Source organism: Streptomyces sp. NPDC030838 (assembly GCF_055572035.1).
On record NZ_JBVIED010000002.1, the window covers coordinates 398,826 to 414,077 of the forward strand.

Sequence of the window (15,252 nt, forward strand, 5' to 3'; positions counted from 1 at the left end):
GGCTACAGCTTCTCCACCGGCGCGTACCGCAGCAGCAGCCGCTTCGGCTTGGCGTCGCCGAAGTCGATCGTCGCCTCGGCGTTCGCGCCCGTGCCCTTGACCCCGACGACGGTGCCGAGCCCGAACTGGTCGTGCGTGACCCGGTCGCCGACGGCCAGGGAGGCGACCGGCTTCTCCGCGGTGCGGCGGGTGGCGAACCCGGAGGCGCCGGACGCCGAGGAGCGCGAGCGGGACGACGACAGCGAGGCCGCCACACCCGAGACCGGTCCCGCCGGAGCCGCGACGGCTCCGGTGCGCTTCCAGTCGACGTACGTCGGCGGGATCTCCTCCAGGAAGCGGGACGGCGGGTTGTACTGCGGCTGTCCCCAGGCGCTGCGCATCGAGGACCGGGTGAGATACAGCCGCTCCCGCGCGCGCGTGATGCCGACGTACGCCAGGCGGCGCTCCTCCTCCAGCTCCTTGGTCTGGCCGAGGGCGCGCATGTGCGGGAAGACGCCGTCCTCCATGCCGGTCAGGAACACGACCGGGAATTCCAGGCCCTTCGCGGTGTGCAGGGTCATCAGCGTGATGACGCCGTCGCCGTCCTCCTCGTCGGGGATCTGGTCGGAGTCGGCGACCAGCGCGACCTGCTCCAGGAAGTCGGCCAGCGTGCCCGCCTCGCCCTCGCCGCGCTCCTGTTCGAACTCCAGGGCGACGGCAGCGAGTTCCTGGAGGTTCTCGATCCGGGTCTCGTCCTGCGGGTCGGTCGAGGCCTGCAACTCGGCGAGATAGCCCGTGCGTTCGAGCACCGCCTCCAGGATCGTCGCCGGCCCGGCGCCGGACTCGACGATCGTGCGCAGCTCCTCCATCAGCGCGTTGAACCGCTTGACCGCGTTCGTGGACCGCGCGGCCATGCCGTACGCCTCGTCGACGCGCTTGAGTGCCTGCGGGAAGCTGATCTTCTCGCGCTGGGAGAGCGCGTCGATCATCGCCTCCGCGCGGTCGCCGATGCCCCGCTTGGGGACGTTGAGGATGCGGCGCAGCGGGACCGAGTCCTCGGGGTTGGCGAGCACGCGCAGGTAGGCGAGGACGTCCCGGACCTCCTTGCGCTCGTAGAAGCGGACGCCGCCGACGACCTTGTACGGCAGGCCGACGCGGATGAAGACCTCTTCGAAGACACGGGACTGGGCGTTGGTGCGGTAGAAGACGGCGACGTCGCCGGCCTTCGCCTCGCCCGCGTCCGTGAGGCGGTCTATCTCGTCGGCGACGAACTGGGCCTCGTCGTGCTCGGTGTCGGCGACATAGCCGGTGATCCGGGCGCCCTGGCCGGCGTTGGTCCACAGGTTCTTGGGGCGGCGGGACTCGTTGCGCTCGATGACCGCGTTGGCGGCGGAGAGGATCGTCTGGGTGGAGCGGTAGTTCTGCTCCAGCAGGATCGTCGTCGCGTCCGGGTAGTCCTCCTCGAACTGGAGGATGTTGCGGATCGTCGCGCCCCGGAAGGCGTAGATCGACTGGTCGGCGTCACCCACGACGCACAGTTCGGCGGGCGGGAGGTCGGCCTCGGGCGGCACGTCGACGGGGTGCTCGCCGGTGCCGACCAGCTCGCGGACCAGGGCGTACTGCGCGTGGTTGGTGTCCTGGTACTCGTCGACCAGGACGTGGCGGAAGCGGCGGCGGTAGTGCTCGGCCACGTCGGGGAAGGCGCGCAGCAGGTTGACCGTCGTCATGATCAGGTCGTCGAAGTCGAGGGCGTTCGCCTCGCGCAGCCGCGACTGGTAGAGCGCGTAGGCCTGGGCGAGGGTCTTCTCGAAGCCGTCGGAGGCCTGGGCGGCGAAGTCCTCCTCGTCGATCAGCTCGTTCTTCAGGTTGCTGATCTTGGCGCTGAAGGACTTGGGCGGGAAGCGCTTGGGGTCCAGGTCCAGATCGCGGCAGACCAGGGCCATCAGGCGCTTGGAGTCGGCGGCGTCGTAGATCGAGAACGACGAGGTGAAGCCGAGCTTCTTGCTCTCCCGGCGCAGGATGCGCACGCACGCGCTGTGGAAGGTCATCACCCACATCGCGTTCGCGCGCGGGCCCACCAGCTGCTCCACGCGCTCCTTCATCTCGCCCGCGGCCTTGTTGGTGAAGGTGATCGCGAGGATCTGCCCCGGGTGCACGCCCCGCTCGGCCAGCAGGTAGGCGATGCGGTGGGTGAGCACACGGGTCTTGCCGGAGCCGGCGCCGGCCACGATGAGCAGGGGGGAGCCGGAGTGGACGACGGCGGCGCGCTGGTTCTCGTTCAGCCCCTCCAGGAGCGCGGCCGAGTCCACCGCCGGGCGCGGGGCGCCGTCGCGGTAGTACTCGTCCCGGTCCGGGGGCAGGTCGAACTTCCCGCCGAACAGATCGTCCGGAATCGGCTCCGGTACGTGTTCGTCCTCGGGCGGCGGCGGGGGCTCCTCCGCATGGGCCCGCGGGGCCTGGAGGTCCGCCAGGAAGCTGTCGTCAAAGAGGCTGCTCATCGCTCTCCGAGTCTAGGGCGCCCCACTGACAACCGAGGGCCGCCCGGAGAACATCACAGCCGGCACCGGCGGCCACGCGCCGCTCAGGCTCGGCGACGGCGAGCTACACCTTTCGAAAGGTCACGAAAATGTATCGGGCATATCACCCACCAACCTTCACAGCAGCCACACGAGTTGGCTACCGTGCCGGGCAGGCCGAACGACCCCCACCGGCGAACGTCGCCGGGCCGCGCGGCCTCCGCCGAGTCCGGCGCCCCCACGGCGGCCGGAGCCGGGGACCCAACCGACTCTGGGGTGAATCGGCCCTCCTCTTGGGGGAGGGACCGTAGGGCAACCCTTCCGAACGACCCGCCCGAACCCGACAGCTAACCCGGTAGGCGGGCCGATGGAAGGAGTCGCCTCCCTTGGCGTCGCACCGCAAGTCGCGTCCCACCCCGCGCGTGGCCGGCATACGCAACCCCGCCCTCGCCACCGCCGCCCTCACCTCCGTGGCCCTGCTCTCGCAGACCGCCGACGCCGCCCCGTCGACCGACGACAAGCCGAGCCTGGAGGAGGTCGAGAAGAAGGTCGACGATCTCTACCGCCAGGCCGAGTCGGCGACCGAGAAGTACAACGCGGTCAAGGAGAGGACCGCGAAGCAGCGCAAGCGCGTCGACACCCTCCTGGACGACGTGGCCCGGCGCGCGCAGAAGCTCAACGAGGCACGCGAGGAGCTGGGGACCTACGCCGCGGCCCAGTACCGCACCGGCGGCGCCCTGTCCGACACCGCGACCTTCCTGCTCGCGGACTCGCCGCAGGACTACCTCGACCGGACGCAGCTGATGGACCGGCTGACCAGCCGGCAGAAGGACGCGGTCGACGACTACTTCGCCCAGCAGTCCGAGACGATGAAGAAGCGCCAGGAGGCCTCCGAGAGCCTTCGGACGCTCACCGAGTCGCAGACCGATCTGAAGACGGCCAAGGCGACCGTCCAGAAGAAGCTCGCCACCGCGCGGGAGCTGCTGTCGCAGCTGACCGCCGAGGAGAAGGCGCGGCTCGCGGCGATCGAGAAGCGCGAGCAGGAGGAGGCGGCGCGCAAGGCCGCGGAGCTGGCCCGGCAGCAGGCGGAGGAGCAGCGGCGGCAGGAGGAGGCCCGCCAGGAGGCCGCCCAGGAGGCCGCGCAGGAGGAGACCGGCGGCTCGTCGTCCTCCTCGGGCAGCACCGGCGAGACCTCCACCCCGGCCGACTCCACGTACGCCGCCAAGGCCGAGAAGGCGATCACCTTCGCCCGCGCCCAGATCGGCAAGCCGTACGTCTGGGGCGCCACCGGCCCCGGCTCCTACGACTGCTCCGGCCTCACCCAGGCCGCCTGGAAGGCCGCCGGCGTCACCCTCCCGCGCACCACCTACGACCAGGTGAACGCCGGAACCACGGTCTCCCTCGCCGCGGCCCAGCCCGGTGACCTGGTCTTCTTCTACGACGACGTCACCCACGTCGGCATCTACATCGGCAACGGGATGATGATCCACGCGCCGAAGCCCGGGGCGTACGTCCGCGAGGAGTCGATCTACTACGACGGCGAGTCGTCGATCCACAGCGTGGTGCGCCCGGCCTGAGGCGCGCGTAGGAGGGAGCGCGTTTGGCATGCGACGCGTGTAGACCCGGCGCGCGTGCAGGCGTGAGGCGCGTGGAGGGGGCGGGCGCGTGGAGGGCGGCGCGCGGAGGCGTGGGTGCGCCCGCGTGCTTTCGGGTGCGCCCGCGCGCGTGCCCCGCTCGCGCGGCGCGCATGGCTCCTTAGCATCGGCCCATGCCCGCCACCTCCCCCCTCCGCGCCTGGTGGGCGCAGCGTCCGCCGGCGGCCGGGGCCGCCGTGATGGCGACCGGCATCATCTCGATCGGCCTGCATCTGACCGGCTACGAGACGCTGTCCCTCATCCTGCTCGCGCTCGCCTGCGCCGCCTGGCTCGCGCTGGCGGCGGACTTCGGCGTACGGCTGCTGTGGCAGCGGCAGCGGTGGCTGTCCGCGGCGGGCACGCCCGCCTCGCTGACCGCCGTGGCGGCGACGACGGTGCTCGGCGCGCGCTTCTCCGCACTGGACTGGCAGCTCCCGGCCGCGGCGATGCTGGCGCTGGCCGCCCTGCTGTGGCCGGTGCTGCTCGTCCTGGTCGTGGAGCACTGGCACCGGCGTATGCCGGGGGCGGTCTTCCTGGCGTGCGTGGCGACGCAGGGGCTCGCGCTGCTCGGGGCCGCCCTGGCCGCGGCGGAGTCGGCGGCCTGGCTCGCGCACACCGCCCTGGTGCTGTTCTGGCTGGGCATCGTGATCTACGCATTCGCCCTGGTCCGCTTCGACCCACGGCAGGTGATCGAGGGGGCCGGCGACCAGTGGGTCGCGGCCGGGGCGGCGGCCATCTCCGCGCTGGCGGGGTCGAGGCTCCTCGCCGCCGATGAGTCGGGTCTGTATCTGTGGAACGCCGACGACCGCGGCGTCCTGCGCACCGTGACCCTCGCGCTGCTGGTGCTCGATCTGTGCTGGTACGCCGTCCTGTTCGCGGCCGAGGTGGTCCGGCCGCGGCTGCGTCACGACGTGCGCCGCTGGTCCACCGTGTTCCCGATGGGGATGACGGCGGCGGCGATGCTGTCGATCGCCTCCGCCGTCGAGGTGCCCGGGCTCGAAGGGCCGGGCGAGGTACTGCTGTGGATCGCGGTGGCCGCCTGGCTCGCGGTCGCCGTCGGGGCGGTCGCCGCCGCCCGGGCCGCCGTACGGCCGTCGACGGCGCGGCACGGCGCGCCGGGGATCAGGTCCAGAGCACCGCGATGAAGATGTTCGCCGTGGTCAGCAGCCCGACCAGGCCGAACAGGCCCTTGTCCACCTTCTCGTCGTCGCGCTTCACATAGACGAGGCCGAGGATCACGATCAGCAGGGCCAGCTTCACGCCGATCTTGATGTTGTTGACCGTCTGGTCGTCGGCCTGGTTGAGGCCGACCAGGATCACGCCGGTGACCAGCATCGTCAGCGCGCCGTGCAGCATCGCCGGGACGAATCGGGCGGTGCCCTGGCCCATCGCCTTCATCTGGGTGAGAAAGCCGCCGAGGAGCGAGGCGATGCCGATGATGTGCAGGCCGACGAAGAGATGGATGAGTACGTCCATGGGGCCGGAGCCTAACCAGGCCCTCATCCGACGCCTGACACCGCCCCGTCCCTGGCGAGGCAGGGAGACACAGGACGGAGACGAGGGACGGACATATGCCGCCCATAGCATCCCGTCACTCGTACGAGCTCCAGAATCGTCACTTCGGTCAGCACACTGCGTGATCTCGACGACGCCGACGAAGAACCACGGTCACATACGGTCACGTCTCTGTCCGCTCTCGCCACTTCCGCACATCTCGTTACCGCCCCGACACACCGAGGCCTAGCGTCCTCCACCAGGCGTCCGGCTCCCCACCGCCGCCCGGGCCAGGGGCGGCAGCCGGACGTCTCCGCCGAGAAGGTCCGGCGGCGGGTCCGCTCCCCCTGTGCGGGACCGCCGCCGGACCGCCCGACCTCCCGGCCGCAGGAAAGGACGTGCAGTCCACGTGGCAGCGCACCGCAAGCTCCGGCACCGCTCGGCCGGCGGCCATCGGGCCCGTACCGCGGCGACCATCGCACTCGCGGGCGCCGCGACCGCGACGGCCTTCGACGGGACCGGACACGCCGAGCCCGAGCTGACACCGGCGCAGGTCAGGGCCAAGGTGGACAAGCTGTACCAGGAGGCCGAGGTGGCCACCGAGAAGTACAACGGCGCCAAGGAGAAGGCCGACGCGGCCCAGCAGCGGCTGGCGACCCTCCAGGACGAGGCGGCTCGCAAGCAGGAGCGCCTCAACTCGGCGCGGGACGCCCTGGGTTCGTTCGCCGCGGCGCAGTACCGCCGTGGCGGCCTCGCCCCGGCGCTGCAACTGGCGCTGTCCGGCGACCCCGACCAATACCTCGACGGCGCCGCCCTCGCCGAACGGGCCGGTCACCGGCAGGCGGCCGCCGTCTCCCGCGTCCGCAAACAGCTGCGGGAGATCGAGCAACTGCGCGGCGCCGCGCGCATCGAGCTGGCCACGCTGGCCTCACGCCAGGCGGAGCTGAAGCGGCACAAGAAGACGATCACCGGCAAGCTGGGCGCGGCCCGGCACCTGCTGTCCCGGCTCACGGCCGAGGAGCGGGCACGGCTCGCCGAGGAGGGCACCGGCACGAACCGCGCCTCACGGGACGCGACGGCTGCCCGCGGCGATCTCGCGGCACCAGGCGAAACGGTCGCGGCGCCCAACTCCCGTGCCGCCGCGGCCGTTTCCTACGCCTACTCCAAGCTCGGCAGCCCCTACGTCTGGGGCGCCACCGGCCCCGACGCCTTCGACTGCTCGGGCCTGATCCAGGCCGCGTACCGCTCCGCGGGCGTCTCCCTGCCCCGTACGACCTACGCCCAGATCGGCGCGGGCCGCCGTGTCGCCCGCTCCGAACTCCTCCCCGGCGACCTGGTGTTCTTCTACTCCGGCATCAGCCACGTGGGCCTCTACGTCGGCAACGGGCAGATGGTCCACGCGCCCAACCCCTCGGCCCCCGTACGCGTGGCGCCGATCGACGAGATGCCGTTCGCGGGGGCCACGCGCGTGGTGTGAGACGCGCCGCGCGGCGGGCGACGGGCATGGCATGAGCACGGCGGCGCGGTAGCGTCGGACGTCGAAGCGGTGGTGCGCCGCTTCGTACGTCGCCGCAGGTCCGCCTCTTCAGAAGGTCCCGATGCCCCGCTCCCCGCTGCCTCCGCCACCTCCTCCGCCCCACATCCGGGTCTGGCCGGACCGGGCGGCGCTGCTGGCCGACCGAGGGCGCGCGCTGGAGCAGCTGCGGCGGCGCAGCCTCGGCGTGCACCGGATCCTGCTGCTGTGGCTGCTCGCCCTCGCGGCGATCATCGGCTGGTCGCTGCTCGTCCTTCCTCTCCAGCAGATCGAGGAGAAAGACCCCCTCGGGCTCTTCCTCGGCCCGGTCTTCGCCTTCCTCGGCCTGGCCTCCCTCGCCCCCTCCGTGATCGCGGTCGTGTTCGCCATCCGCCGCGACCGGCGGATACGGGAACTCATCGACGCCTGGCTGGCCCTGGACAGTCACCCACCGACCGACACCCGCCTGCGCTCCCCCGGTCTCAGCCTGTTCTGGATGCTCTCCTCCCTGCTGGTCTGCGCGATCGGCCTGTGGGCGTCCTTCGCCTCGGCGGCACACGCGGGGCCCGGCCGGTCACCGCTCGCCGATGTCGTGCTGGGCATGGGTATCGGCATGATCCTCTGGCTGACGGGGCTGATCGGCGTGGTGAAGGCCGTACGGCACTACCGGTGGGCGCTGCGGGCACTGGCGTCGGCGCCCCGGCCGGGGCACCGCTGAGGTCGGGCGGACCAGCCGCGGCGGAGTGCCGAGGAGGGTGCGGCCTGTGCCGCCCGGGTGCCCGTCACACCAGGCGTCGCGCCGTCGCCCATCTCGTCAGCTCGTGACGGTTGGAGAGCTGGAGCTTCCTGAGGACGGCGGAGACATGCGACTCGACCGTCTTCACGGAGATGAAGAGCTGCTTGGCGATCTCCTTGTACGCGTACCCCCGGGCGATGAGCCGCAGCACCTCGCGCTCGCGCTGGGTGAGGCGATCGAGATCCTCGTCGACCGGCGGGGCATCGGTGGAGGCGAAGGCGTCGAGCACGAACCCGGCGAGGCGCGGGGAGAAGACCGCGTCCCCTTCCTGTACCCGGAAGATCGAGTCGATGAGGTCCGAGCCGGTGATCGTCTTCGTCACATAGCCGCGCGCGCCGCCGCGGATGACGCCGATCACGTCCTCCGCCGCGTCCGAGACGGACAGGGCGAGGAAGCGGACGGGCCGCTCGGTGTCGGCCATCAACGCGGCGCAGCGGCGCAGTACTTCGACCCCGCCGCCGCCCGGCAGATGCACGTCCAGGAGGACGACCTCGGGCCGGGTCGCGGTGATGACGGAGACCGCCTGGTCGACGTCGGCGGCCTCTCCGACGACCTCGACGCCGGTCTGCTCGGTCTGGCCGATCTCGGCCTGCACGCCCGTACGGAACATCCGGTGGTCGTCGACGAGGACCACGCGCACCCGCCGGCCGCCGGTGCCCTGGCCGGCCGGCTCCGCGGACTCGGCCGGTTCCGCCGCTCCCGCTGTCCCGTTCGCCTCGGTCGGGTCGCTCATGACGTCTTCTCCGCCCTCTCCATCTCCAGCTCGACCTCCGTGCCGCCGCCGGGCACCGCCCGCACCCGGGCCGTGCCGCCGTTGCGCTCCATGCGGCCGATGATCGATTCTCTAACGCCCATGCGGTCGGCGGGTATCGAGTCGAGGTCGAAGCCGGGGCCGCGGTCACGCACGGACACAAAGACCGTCCTGCCCTCGACTTCGGCGTAGGCCTGGACGGCGCCACCCTCGCCACCGTACTTGGCGGCGTTCACCATCGCCTCGCGCGCGGCCTGCATCTGTGCGCCGGTCCGCTCGTCGAGCGGGCAGTCACCGACGACCACGACCTCGATGGGGACGCCGTGCTTGTCCTCGACCTCGGCGGCATTGCGCCGCACGGCCTCGGCGAGCGTGGTGGGCTCGTCCTCCTCGTCCTTGCCGGTGCCCTCCGGTTTGTAGAGCCAGGTGCGCAGGTCGCGCTCCTGGGCGCGGGCGAGGCGGCGCACCTCGTTCGGGTTCTCCGCGTTGCGCTGGATCAGTGTCAGGGTGTGCAGCACCGAGTCGTGGACGTGGGCGGCGACTTCGGCGCGCTCCTGGGCGCGGATGCGCATCAGACGCTCCTCGGACAGATCCTGGGTCATCCGCACCAGATACGGACCGGCGAGCAGCGTGATGCCGACGAGAACGGCGAGGGCCGCCTGCAGGACCGAGCCGAGGTGCGCGGCGGAGCCCTGCAGGACGAAGATGCCGGAGACACCGGCGGTGACCAGCAGGACGCCGGCCACGGCGCGCAGCAGGGTGAGCGTGCGCCGACGGCGGCCGACCTCGACCCAGCGGGCCCGGCGGGCGTTGTCCGCCTGGCGCCAGACGAGGGCGACACCGGCGCCGACGAGGACGGCGGGCAGCAGATAGGCCTTGGCGCCGGCGCCCAGGTTCACACTGCTGACGAAGACCATCGCCACCACGACCATGAGCAGCAGCGCGACCATCTGGCCCTTGTCGGGTTTGCGGGTGACGAGTCTGCGGCGGCCGTCGGACGAGGTCTCGGTGGCGACGAAGGACGGCGGCCTGTCCGCGTCGACACCTCCGACGCCGAGCGGCACGAAGAACCAGAACGCGGCATACAGCAGCGCGCCGAGGCCGTCGGCCATGAACAGGCCGACGAAGACCAGGCGTACCCAGATCACGGGCAGCCCGAGATGTCCGGCGAGCCCCCGCGCCACGCCACCGAGCCAGCGTCCGTCACTGCTGCGGTAGAGCTTGCGCGGCGGCCGCGGTTCGGTGACTGGCGCTGCTGCGGTTGCGGCTTCCGGCATGCCATCGATGGTCACACGGCGGGCGGACCAGAGCATCAGGGTCGACCCCCGAGACACCCCTGATCTTCGAGCGGGCGGTCTCTCGCACGGATCCCCCGCCGCGTGTCAGGGGCGATATCAGGGTCCGGCCAGGGTCATTCCGACTGCCGCCGCGGCGGCTCGGCCGTCACCATGGACACATGACTGATCACCAGCACGCCGCGGACGCCGGGCCCGACGCGGGCTCCGCGTCCGACCCGGCGACCACGGCCTCCGCGGGTGCGGAATCCCGCGCGCACGAGCGCGCGGGCACGCACGGGCGGGCAGGCGCGCGCGATCAAGGGGATGCGCCGGCGGAGCTGGACACGAACGGACAGCCGGGCACAGCCGACGAGGCGGGCCGGGCCGGAGGGGCGAATGTGAACGGGGCGACACCGGCCGACGGGTCCGCAGCACCGGTCGGCGCCGAGCAGCGGGCCACGCCCACGGCAGGCGGCGAATCGGCGGCGGGCACGTCGGAGGAGGCGCGGGCGGTCGACGGGCTGCGGAGCTTCCGGCGGGACCGGCGGCACAAGATGTTCGCCGGTGTCTGCGCCGGGCTGGGCCGGCAGTGCGACATGGACCCGGTCATCTTCCGGATCACGCTCGCCGTCCTGGCGGCCACCGGCGGCATCGGCCTCATCTTCTACGGCTTCGCCTGGCTCTTCGTCCCGTACGACGACGAGGACGAGAACGAGGTCCGCAAGCTGCTCACCGGCCGGGTGGACGGCCAGGCGCTGACAGCGGTGCTGTTCGCACTGGTGGGCTGCGGGGTCTTCCTGTCGATGCTGAACAACGGCGGTGTCCTCACCTTCGCCGTCGTCCTCTCCCTGCTCCTCGCGGGCGCCGGGTACTGGTCGCAGCGGCGCGGCGCCCCCGACCCCGATCCCCTGGCCGCGCAGGCCGCCGCCGACGCCCCGCCGGAGGCCCAGGCACCGCCGGCACCCGCCGCCTACTCCTGGTGGCGTGACCCGATCGTCAAGGACGGCACGCACGTCGGCGGCACCGGCTATCTGTGGGGCCCCAGGGACTCCCGGGACCATGACATCGCGGCGACCGTCAGCCTCAGCCTCGACGACTACCCGCACGGCCGCGAGACCCGCGGCATCCCGCGCCAGGAGCCGCCGAAGCCGCGCGGCCCACGCTGGATCGGCGGCTGGGTCTTCCTGCTCGCCCTCCTCGCGGGCGGCCTCGGCACCAGCCTGACCTGGGACGAGCACCCGCTCGGCACCAGCCTGCAGACCGGGCTGTCCTGCGCGCTCGCCGTCTTCGGTCTCGGCATCGCGGTCAGCGCGTTCCTGGGGCGCACGGGCGCGGGCTCGGTGTTCCTGGCGGTCATCACGGCGGCGCTGCTCGCCGGTTCGGCCGCGCTGCCCAAGGACATCGGCACACAGTGGATACAGACGACATGGCAGCCGACCGCGGCGGCGGACGTGCGGGAGAAGTACGACCTCGGCACCGGCGTCGGCACCCTGGATCTGTCCCGGCTCGACCCGGCCGAGGGGCAGACGCTGGCCACGGCGGCCGAGGTGGGCGTGGGGCGGCTGCGGGTGATCGTGCCGCCGGACGTGACGGTGGAGGCGGACATCGACGTGGGAGTGGGTGACATCCAGTTGCCGGGCGACAGGCAGCAGGACGTGGATGTGGCGCCGGGCAAGTACGAACAGGTGACCCTGAGGCCGGCGGCGGGCACGAAGGGCGCCGGCACGATCGATCTCGACCTTCGGGTCGGGGTGGGACAGGTGGAGGTCAGCCGTGCTGCGTCATGAGTTCCAGCCGGGGAGGCTGGTCGCGGGGTTCTTCCTCACCCTCGCCGGTGTCGTCTACGCCGGGGACGCGGGCGGCGCCTGGGAGACCCCGTGGTTCGTGGTGATCCCCCTCGTCGTGGGCGGACTGTGCCTGGCCGGCCTGGCAGGCATGCTGGGCCGGGCCGTACGCCGCCGGGGCAAGCCCCGTCGCCGGCCGAGTGAGGCCGAGCCGATACCCCGGGCCTGACCCCCGGCACCGGACACCGGGGACCCGGCACGTGGCACCAGGTACCGGCACCGGGACGCGGCACCAGGCACCAGGCACCAGGAACGCGGCAGGGCACACAGACGAGGCAGCCAGCCCCGCCCCAGCCCGTCCCGGTCGACCCGGATCAGCCGCGCGACAGCGCCGCTACCGATAATCCCCCGCCCGTCCCCGCCGCCGCGCCCGTAGGGCCGCGTCCAGGGAGAGGTAGGGCGCGCCGGCGAGGACCAGCGGGATCCAGGCCATGAGGTAGGCGAGGTCGTTGCCGTAGTAGTACGGGTCGGAGGCCCAGCTCACGGTCAGCCACAGGCTGAGAGAGATCAGTGCGCCACCGAGGGCGGCGAGGCGGGCGAAGAGGCCGAGCAGGGTGCCGATACCGACGGCGAGTTCACCGATGGCGATGGCGTAGCCGAAGCCGACGGGACTCTCCAGGGCCAGGTCCACCAGGGCCGGAAAGGCCGAGGAGTCGCGCACGGTGCGCATCATGTCGCCGACCGATCCGGCTCCGCCGTCGCGCATGAAGGCACTGTCGGCGAGTTTGTCCAGGCCGGCGTAGATGAAGGTGACGCCGAGGAAGACGCGCAGGGGGAGGAGGGCGTAGTGGGTGGCGGTGTCCCGCCATGTGCCGCGGCCGCCCGTGGGCGAGATGTGGGTATCCGGACGAATACCGTGAGTCATCGCCGATCGCCGCCTCTCGCCCGCCGTCCATGAGCCCTCATCAGACGATACGTACGCAAGAGAGGAACCGCTCACTCATGTTCCGGCCGGTTTTCGACCGTGCGGCCCGCTTGCCGCACGCCGTGCTCCGTCGCCTCGACCTGCTCCGCCGCCACGGCCTGCCGCGTCGCCCCGGCTTACTCCGCCACCTCGATCACGTACGGGTTCGTCTCCACGCCCGACGCCGTCACGACCTGCACGGTCACCCGGCCCGGCTCGACATCGACCGGCACGGGCACGGTGAGCAGGGTGTCGGTGGGGTTGCTGAAGCCGCCGGCCACGGGCACGAGCGGCACATGAACGTGGACCGCCCCGATCCGTACGGCCATCCGGGACAGCCGGTCGGCGCCGTGCGCACCCGGCGGGACGAAACCGGCGCCGCGGATCTCGATGTCCTCACCGGTGCGGATCGGCGCGTCGAGGTCGCCCGCCTCCCGGGCGCGGACGACGGAGAGGATGACGGGGCGGCCGCCCTCGGAGTACTTGCCGCAGAGGTAGGTCGTGGCCGAGACCAGGACGACCACCGCGAGTCCCCAGGGCAGGTCGGGCAGTTGGTCCGGGTGGCGGGCCAGCCGGACCACACCGAAGACGAGGGCCACGGTACTGATCACGACGTACTGGAGATCGGCGAAGCTGCCCCGACCCGCGTCATCGGTGAGCAGGTCGGCCGCCCGTGGCCGGTCCGCGCGGACCTTCTGGAGCCGCTGGGCGAGCACCCGCAGCCCGACCACCCGACGCACCAGCACCGCGATCGCGCACACCACGGCGAGCACGGTCACCACCCCGGCACCGCGGGCGAGTTCCAGCCCGGCGATCAGCGCGTCGCGCTCGTCGTGGTCCGAGGCGGCCGCCAGCTGCCCGGCCAGGAACAGCACCGCGTAGGCGACGAACAGCACCCAGGCCGCGGCCACGGCACGGGAGGTGGACAGCCGGTTGTCCTCGCCGATCACCGGCGCCAGCGCCCCGCCGCGGGCCCGGTGGAAGAAGGAGGCCGCCGTCAGCGCCGCGGCCACCACCAGCGCGGCGAGCAGTCCGGCGGTACGGGCCGCCGTCCAGCCCACGCCGATCGCGGTGAACGCCTGCACCAGCACCAGCACCAGGACGAGCGCCCACACCGTGATCGCCGTACGCCGCCACAGCCGGGCCAGCCAGGCCTCACCCTCGGCGCGGCCGCGAGCGGCGACGAGCTGGGCGGACTGGGTCAGTTCGTCCGAGACCCACTGGCGGGAGGCCGAAGGGGAGTGCGCGACCGCCGCCGGCAGCCCCTGCCCGGCCGCGAACCCATCGCGTTTCAGCAGAAACGCGGCGACGGCCCGCCGGTGGCCCTCCCGTGCCCCGTGCGGGCAGTCCCCGCAGGTACAGCCGCCTCCGTGGGAGCCTCCGTACACTCCGGGCTCCGCACCCTCTCTCGCCTCCTGCACCGCCACGCCCGACGCCCGCCCTTCCCGGCCACCACCCTGCGACGCCCGTACGACGCCGCCGTACAACTCCCCCGTGACGACAGCGAATTGTGCCCTACCCCACGCCGTCCACGTCCGGCTGGTCTGGTCAGGGCGGGTGAAATCGCGGCCGCCGTGTTGACCCGGCTGGGAGAATTTCGGTATGGCCGAGATCATCCAGCGCGACGGCACCTGGGTCTTCGACGGCACAACGATCCGGATCACGCCGGGACTTCACCGGTCCGTGCCGTTGTTCCGGCAGACGTACGGGGAGATCGCGGTGCCGCTGGAGGCCGTCTCCTCCGTGGTCCACGAGCCCGATCGCAAGCGCGGCCGGCTGCGGCTGCGGCTGCGGGAGGGCGCGGATCCACTGCTCCAGGCGACCGGGGGCCGGCTGCCGGACCCGGCCGATCCCTACCGGCTGGTGGTGGACACGGACCGGGCGGGGGTCGCCGAGTACGTGGCGGAGGAGATCCGGCGCTCCCTGCTGCTGGACCAGGTCCCCAAGGAGCCGACCACGAGCTATCTGCTGCCCGGGCCGCCGGTGCCGGTGTCGGTACGTTCCTCCGACGGCACGGTGTCCTTCGACGGGACGCGGGTCAGGATCGACTGGAGCGAGACCTCCGACCGGGTCAAGCGGGCGACGGGCCCGCGGATCATCGAGATCGGCGATCTGGTCCAGGTCGACTGGCTGCCGAACTCGGGGTCGGAGGACGGGTTTCTGCGCTTCGTGACCCGGGAGACGGCGTACACGAAGCTCCCGCCGGAGAAGGACCCGTACGCGCTCGACCTGTGGGGCAGTACCCGCCGGGACCTGCTCACCGCGCTGGTCGCCACGGCGGTCACGGCCCGCCTGCCCCACCCGTCCACCCGCACCGGCGGGGAGATCGCCGACGCCCGGCCGCGGCAGCCGGTCACCGCGCCGCGCCCGCCGCGGGAGGACCATCACGACGTCCTGCTACGCAGGCTGCGCGAGTTGGGCGCGCTGCACCGGGACGGGGTGCTCACGGACGAGGAGTTCGCGCGGGCCAAGGCGGCGGTGCTGCGGGGCTTCTGAACGGGCGGGGTTCGGCCCCTGTCGTTCGGAACGCCCCGGCGCCACGAA

At 72.4% G+C, this 15,252-nt stretch carries 13 protein-coding genes and 1 riboswitch; of the genes, 7 read left to right on the forward strand and 6 right to left on the reverse strand.

Annotation, left to right across the window (positions count from 1 at the left end; genetic code table 11):
* Positions 1 to 2: 2 nt before the first annotated feature.
* Positions 3 to 2,477 carry a DNA helicase PcrA gene (pcrA, locus tag ACZ42A_RS08870; protein ID WP_468526487.1) on the reverse strand — a complete coding sequence of 825 codons (2,475 nt, stop codon included), beginning with the start codon at positions 2,475 to 2,477 and terminating at the stop codon, positions 3 to 5.
* A 229-nt stretch (positions 2,478 to 2,706) separates the two neighbouring features.
* A riboswitch (cyclic di-AMP (ydaO/yuaA leader) is annotated at positions 2,707 to 2,873 on the forward strand.
* 8 nt (positions 2,874 to 2,881) lie between these two features.
* On the opposite strand from pcrA, the gene ACZ42A_RS08875 reads away from it, so the two are divergent.
* Together ACZ42A_RS08875 and ACZ42A_RS08880 are read left to right on the forward strand one after the other, a co-directional pair.
* Complete coding sequence (locus ACZ42A_RS08875) at positions 2,882 to 4,072, forward strand: C40 family peptidase (RefSeq protein WP_468526488.1); 1,191 nt, start codon at positions 2,882 to 2,884, stop codon at positions 4,070 to 4,072.
* 191 nt (positions 4,073 to 4,263) lie between these two features.
* Positions 4,264 to 5,274, forward strand: coding sequence for a tellurite resistance/C4-dicarboxylate transporter family protein (locus ACZ42A_RS08880; protein WP_468526489.1), 1,011 nt, complete (start codon positions 4,264 to 4,266; stop codon positions 5,272 to 5,274).
* Here ACZ42A_RS08880 and ACZ42A_RS08885 read toward each other — a convergent pair.
* Positions 5,252 to 5,605 (reverse strand): hypothetical protein, encoded by a 354-nt coding sequence (locus tag ACZ42A_RS08885; protein ID WP_468526490.1) that lies wholly within the window; start codon positions 5,603 to 5,605, stop codon positions 5,252 to 5,254. The two genes, ACZ42A_RS08880 and ACZ42A_RS08885, sit on opposite strands and share 23 nt — an antisense overlap.
* A 427-nt stretch (positions 5,606 to 6,032) precedes the next feature.
* On the opposite strand from ACZ42A_RS08885, the gene ACZ42A_RS08890 reads away from it, so the two are divergent.
* Together ACZ42A_RS08890 and ACZ42A_RS08895 are read left to right on the forward strand one after the other, a co-directional pair.
* Positions 6,033 to 7,100, forward strand: a complete 1,068-nt coding sequence (locus tag ACZ42A_RS08890) for a C40 family peptidase (RefSeq protein ID WP_468526491.1) — start codon at positions 6,033 to 6,035, stop codon at positions 7,098 to 7,100.
* Positions 7,101 to 7,221: 121 nt separating this feature from the next.
* Positions 7,222 to 7,854: a hypothetical protein gene (locus ACZ42A_RS08895; RefSeq protein ID WP_468526492.1), complete on the forward strand. Its 633-nt coding sequence runs from the start codon at positions 7,222 to 7,224 to the stop codon at positions 7,852 to 7,854.
* A 64-nt stretch (positions 7,855 to 7,918) separates the two neighbouring features.
* Here ACZ42A_RS08895 and ACZ42A_RS08900 read toward each other — a convergent pair whose 3' ends face one another.
* Both ACZ42A_RS08900 and ACZ42A_RS08905 read right to left on the reverse strand, forming a co-directional pair.
* Positions 7,919 to 8,665, reverse strand: a complete 747-nt coding sequence (locus ACZ42A_RS08900; RefSeq protein ID WP_468526493.1) for a LuxR C-terminal-related transcriptional regulator — start codon at positions 8,663 to 8,665, stop codon at positions 7,919 to 7,921.
* The gene (locus ACZ42A_RS08905) at positions 8,662 to 9,960 is read right to left on the reverse strand and encodes an ATP-binding protein (RefSeq protein WP_468526494.1); all 1,299 of its coding nucleotides are present in this window, start codon (positions 9,958 to 9,960) and stop codon (positions 8,662 to 8,664) included. Before ACZ42A_RS08905 ends, ACZ42A_RS08900 begins: the two co-directional genes overlap by 4 nt.
* Positions 9,961 to 10,139: 179 nt before the next feature.
* On the opposite strand from ACZ42A_RS08905, the gene ACZ42A_RS08910 reads away from it, so the two are divergent.
* The gene (locus ACZ42A_RS08910; protein ID WP_468526495.1) at positions 10,140 to 11,747 is read left to right on the forward strand and encodes a PspC domain-containing protein; all 1,608 of its coding nucleotides are present in this window, start codon (positions 10,140 to 10,142) and stop codon (positions 11,745 to 11,747) included.
* Positions 11,734 to 11,973: a hypothetical protein gene (locus tag ACZ42A_RS08915; RefSeq protein WP_468526496.1), complete on the forward strand. Its 240-nt coding sequence runs from the start codon at positions 11,734 to 11,736 to the stop codon at positions 11,971 to 11,973. The genes ACZ42A_RS08910 and ACZ42A_RS08915 overlap by 14 nt, the downstream gene beginning before the upstream one ends.
* Before the next feature lie 165 nt (positions 11,974 to 12,138).
* Here the strand turns inward: ACZ42A_RS08915 and ACZ42A_RS08920 are convergent, their stop codons facing one another.
* Both ACZ42A_RS08920 and ACZ42A_RS08925 read right to left on the reverse strand, forming a co-directional pair.
* On the reverse strand, positions 12,139 to 12,669 hold the full coding sequence (locus ACZ42A_RS08920) for a DoxX family protein (RefSeq protein WP_468526497.1): 531 nt from the start codon (positions 12,667 to 12,669) through the stop codon (positions 12,139 to 12,141).
* 176 nt (positions 12,670 to 12,845) lie between these two features.
* Positions 12,846 to 14,135, reverse strand: a complete 1,290-nt coding sequence (locus ACZ42A_RS08925; RefSeq protein WP_468526498.1) for a hypothetical protein — start codon at positions 14,133 to 14,135, stop codon at positions 12,846 to 12,848.
* Between the two features lie 175 nt (positions 14,136 to 14,310).
* Between ACZ42A_RS08925 and ACZ42A_RS08930 the strand changes: the two genes are divergently transcribed.
* Complete coding sequence (locus tag ACZ42A_RS08930; protein WP_468526499.1) at positions 14,311 to 15,204, forward strand: DUF4429 domain-containing protein; 894 nt, start codon at positions 14,311 to 14,313, stop codon at positions 15,202 to 15,204.
* The last annotated feature ends 48 nt before the right edge of the window (positions 15,205 to 15,252 follow it).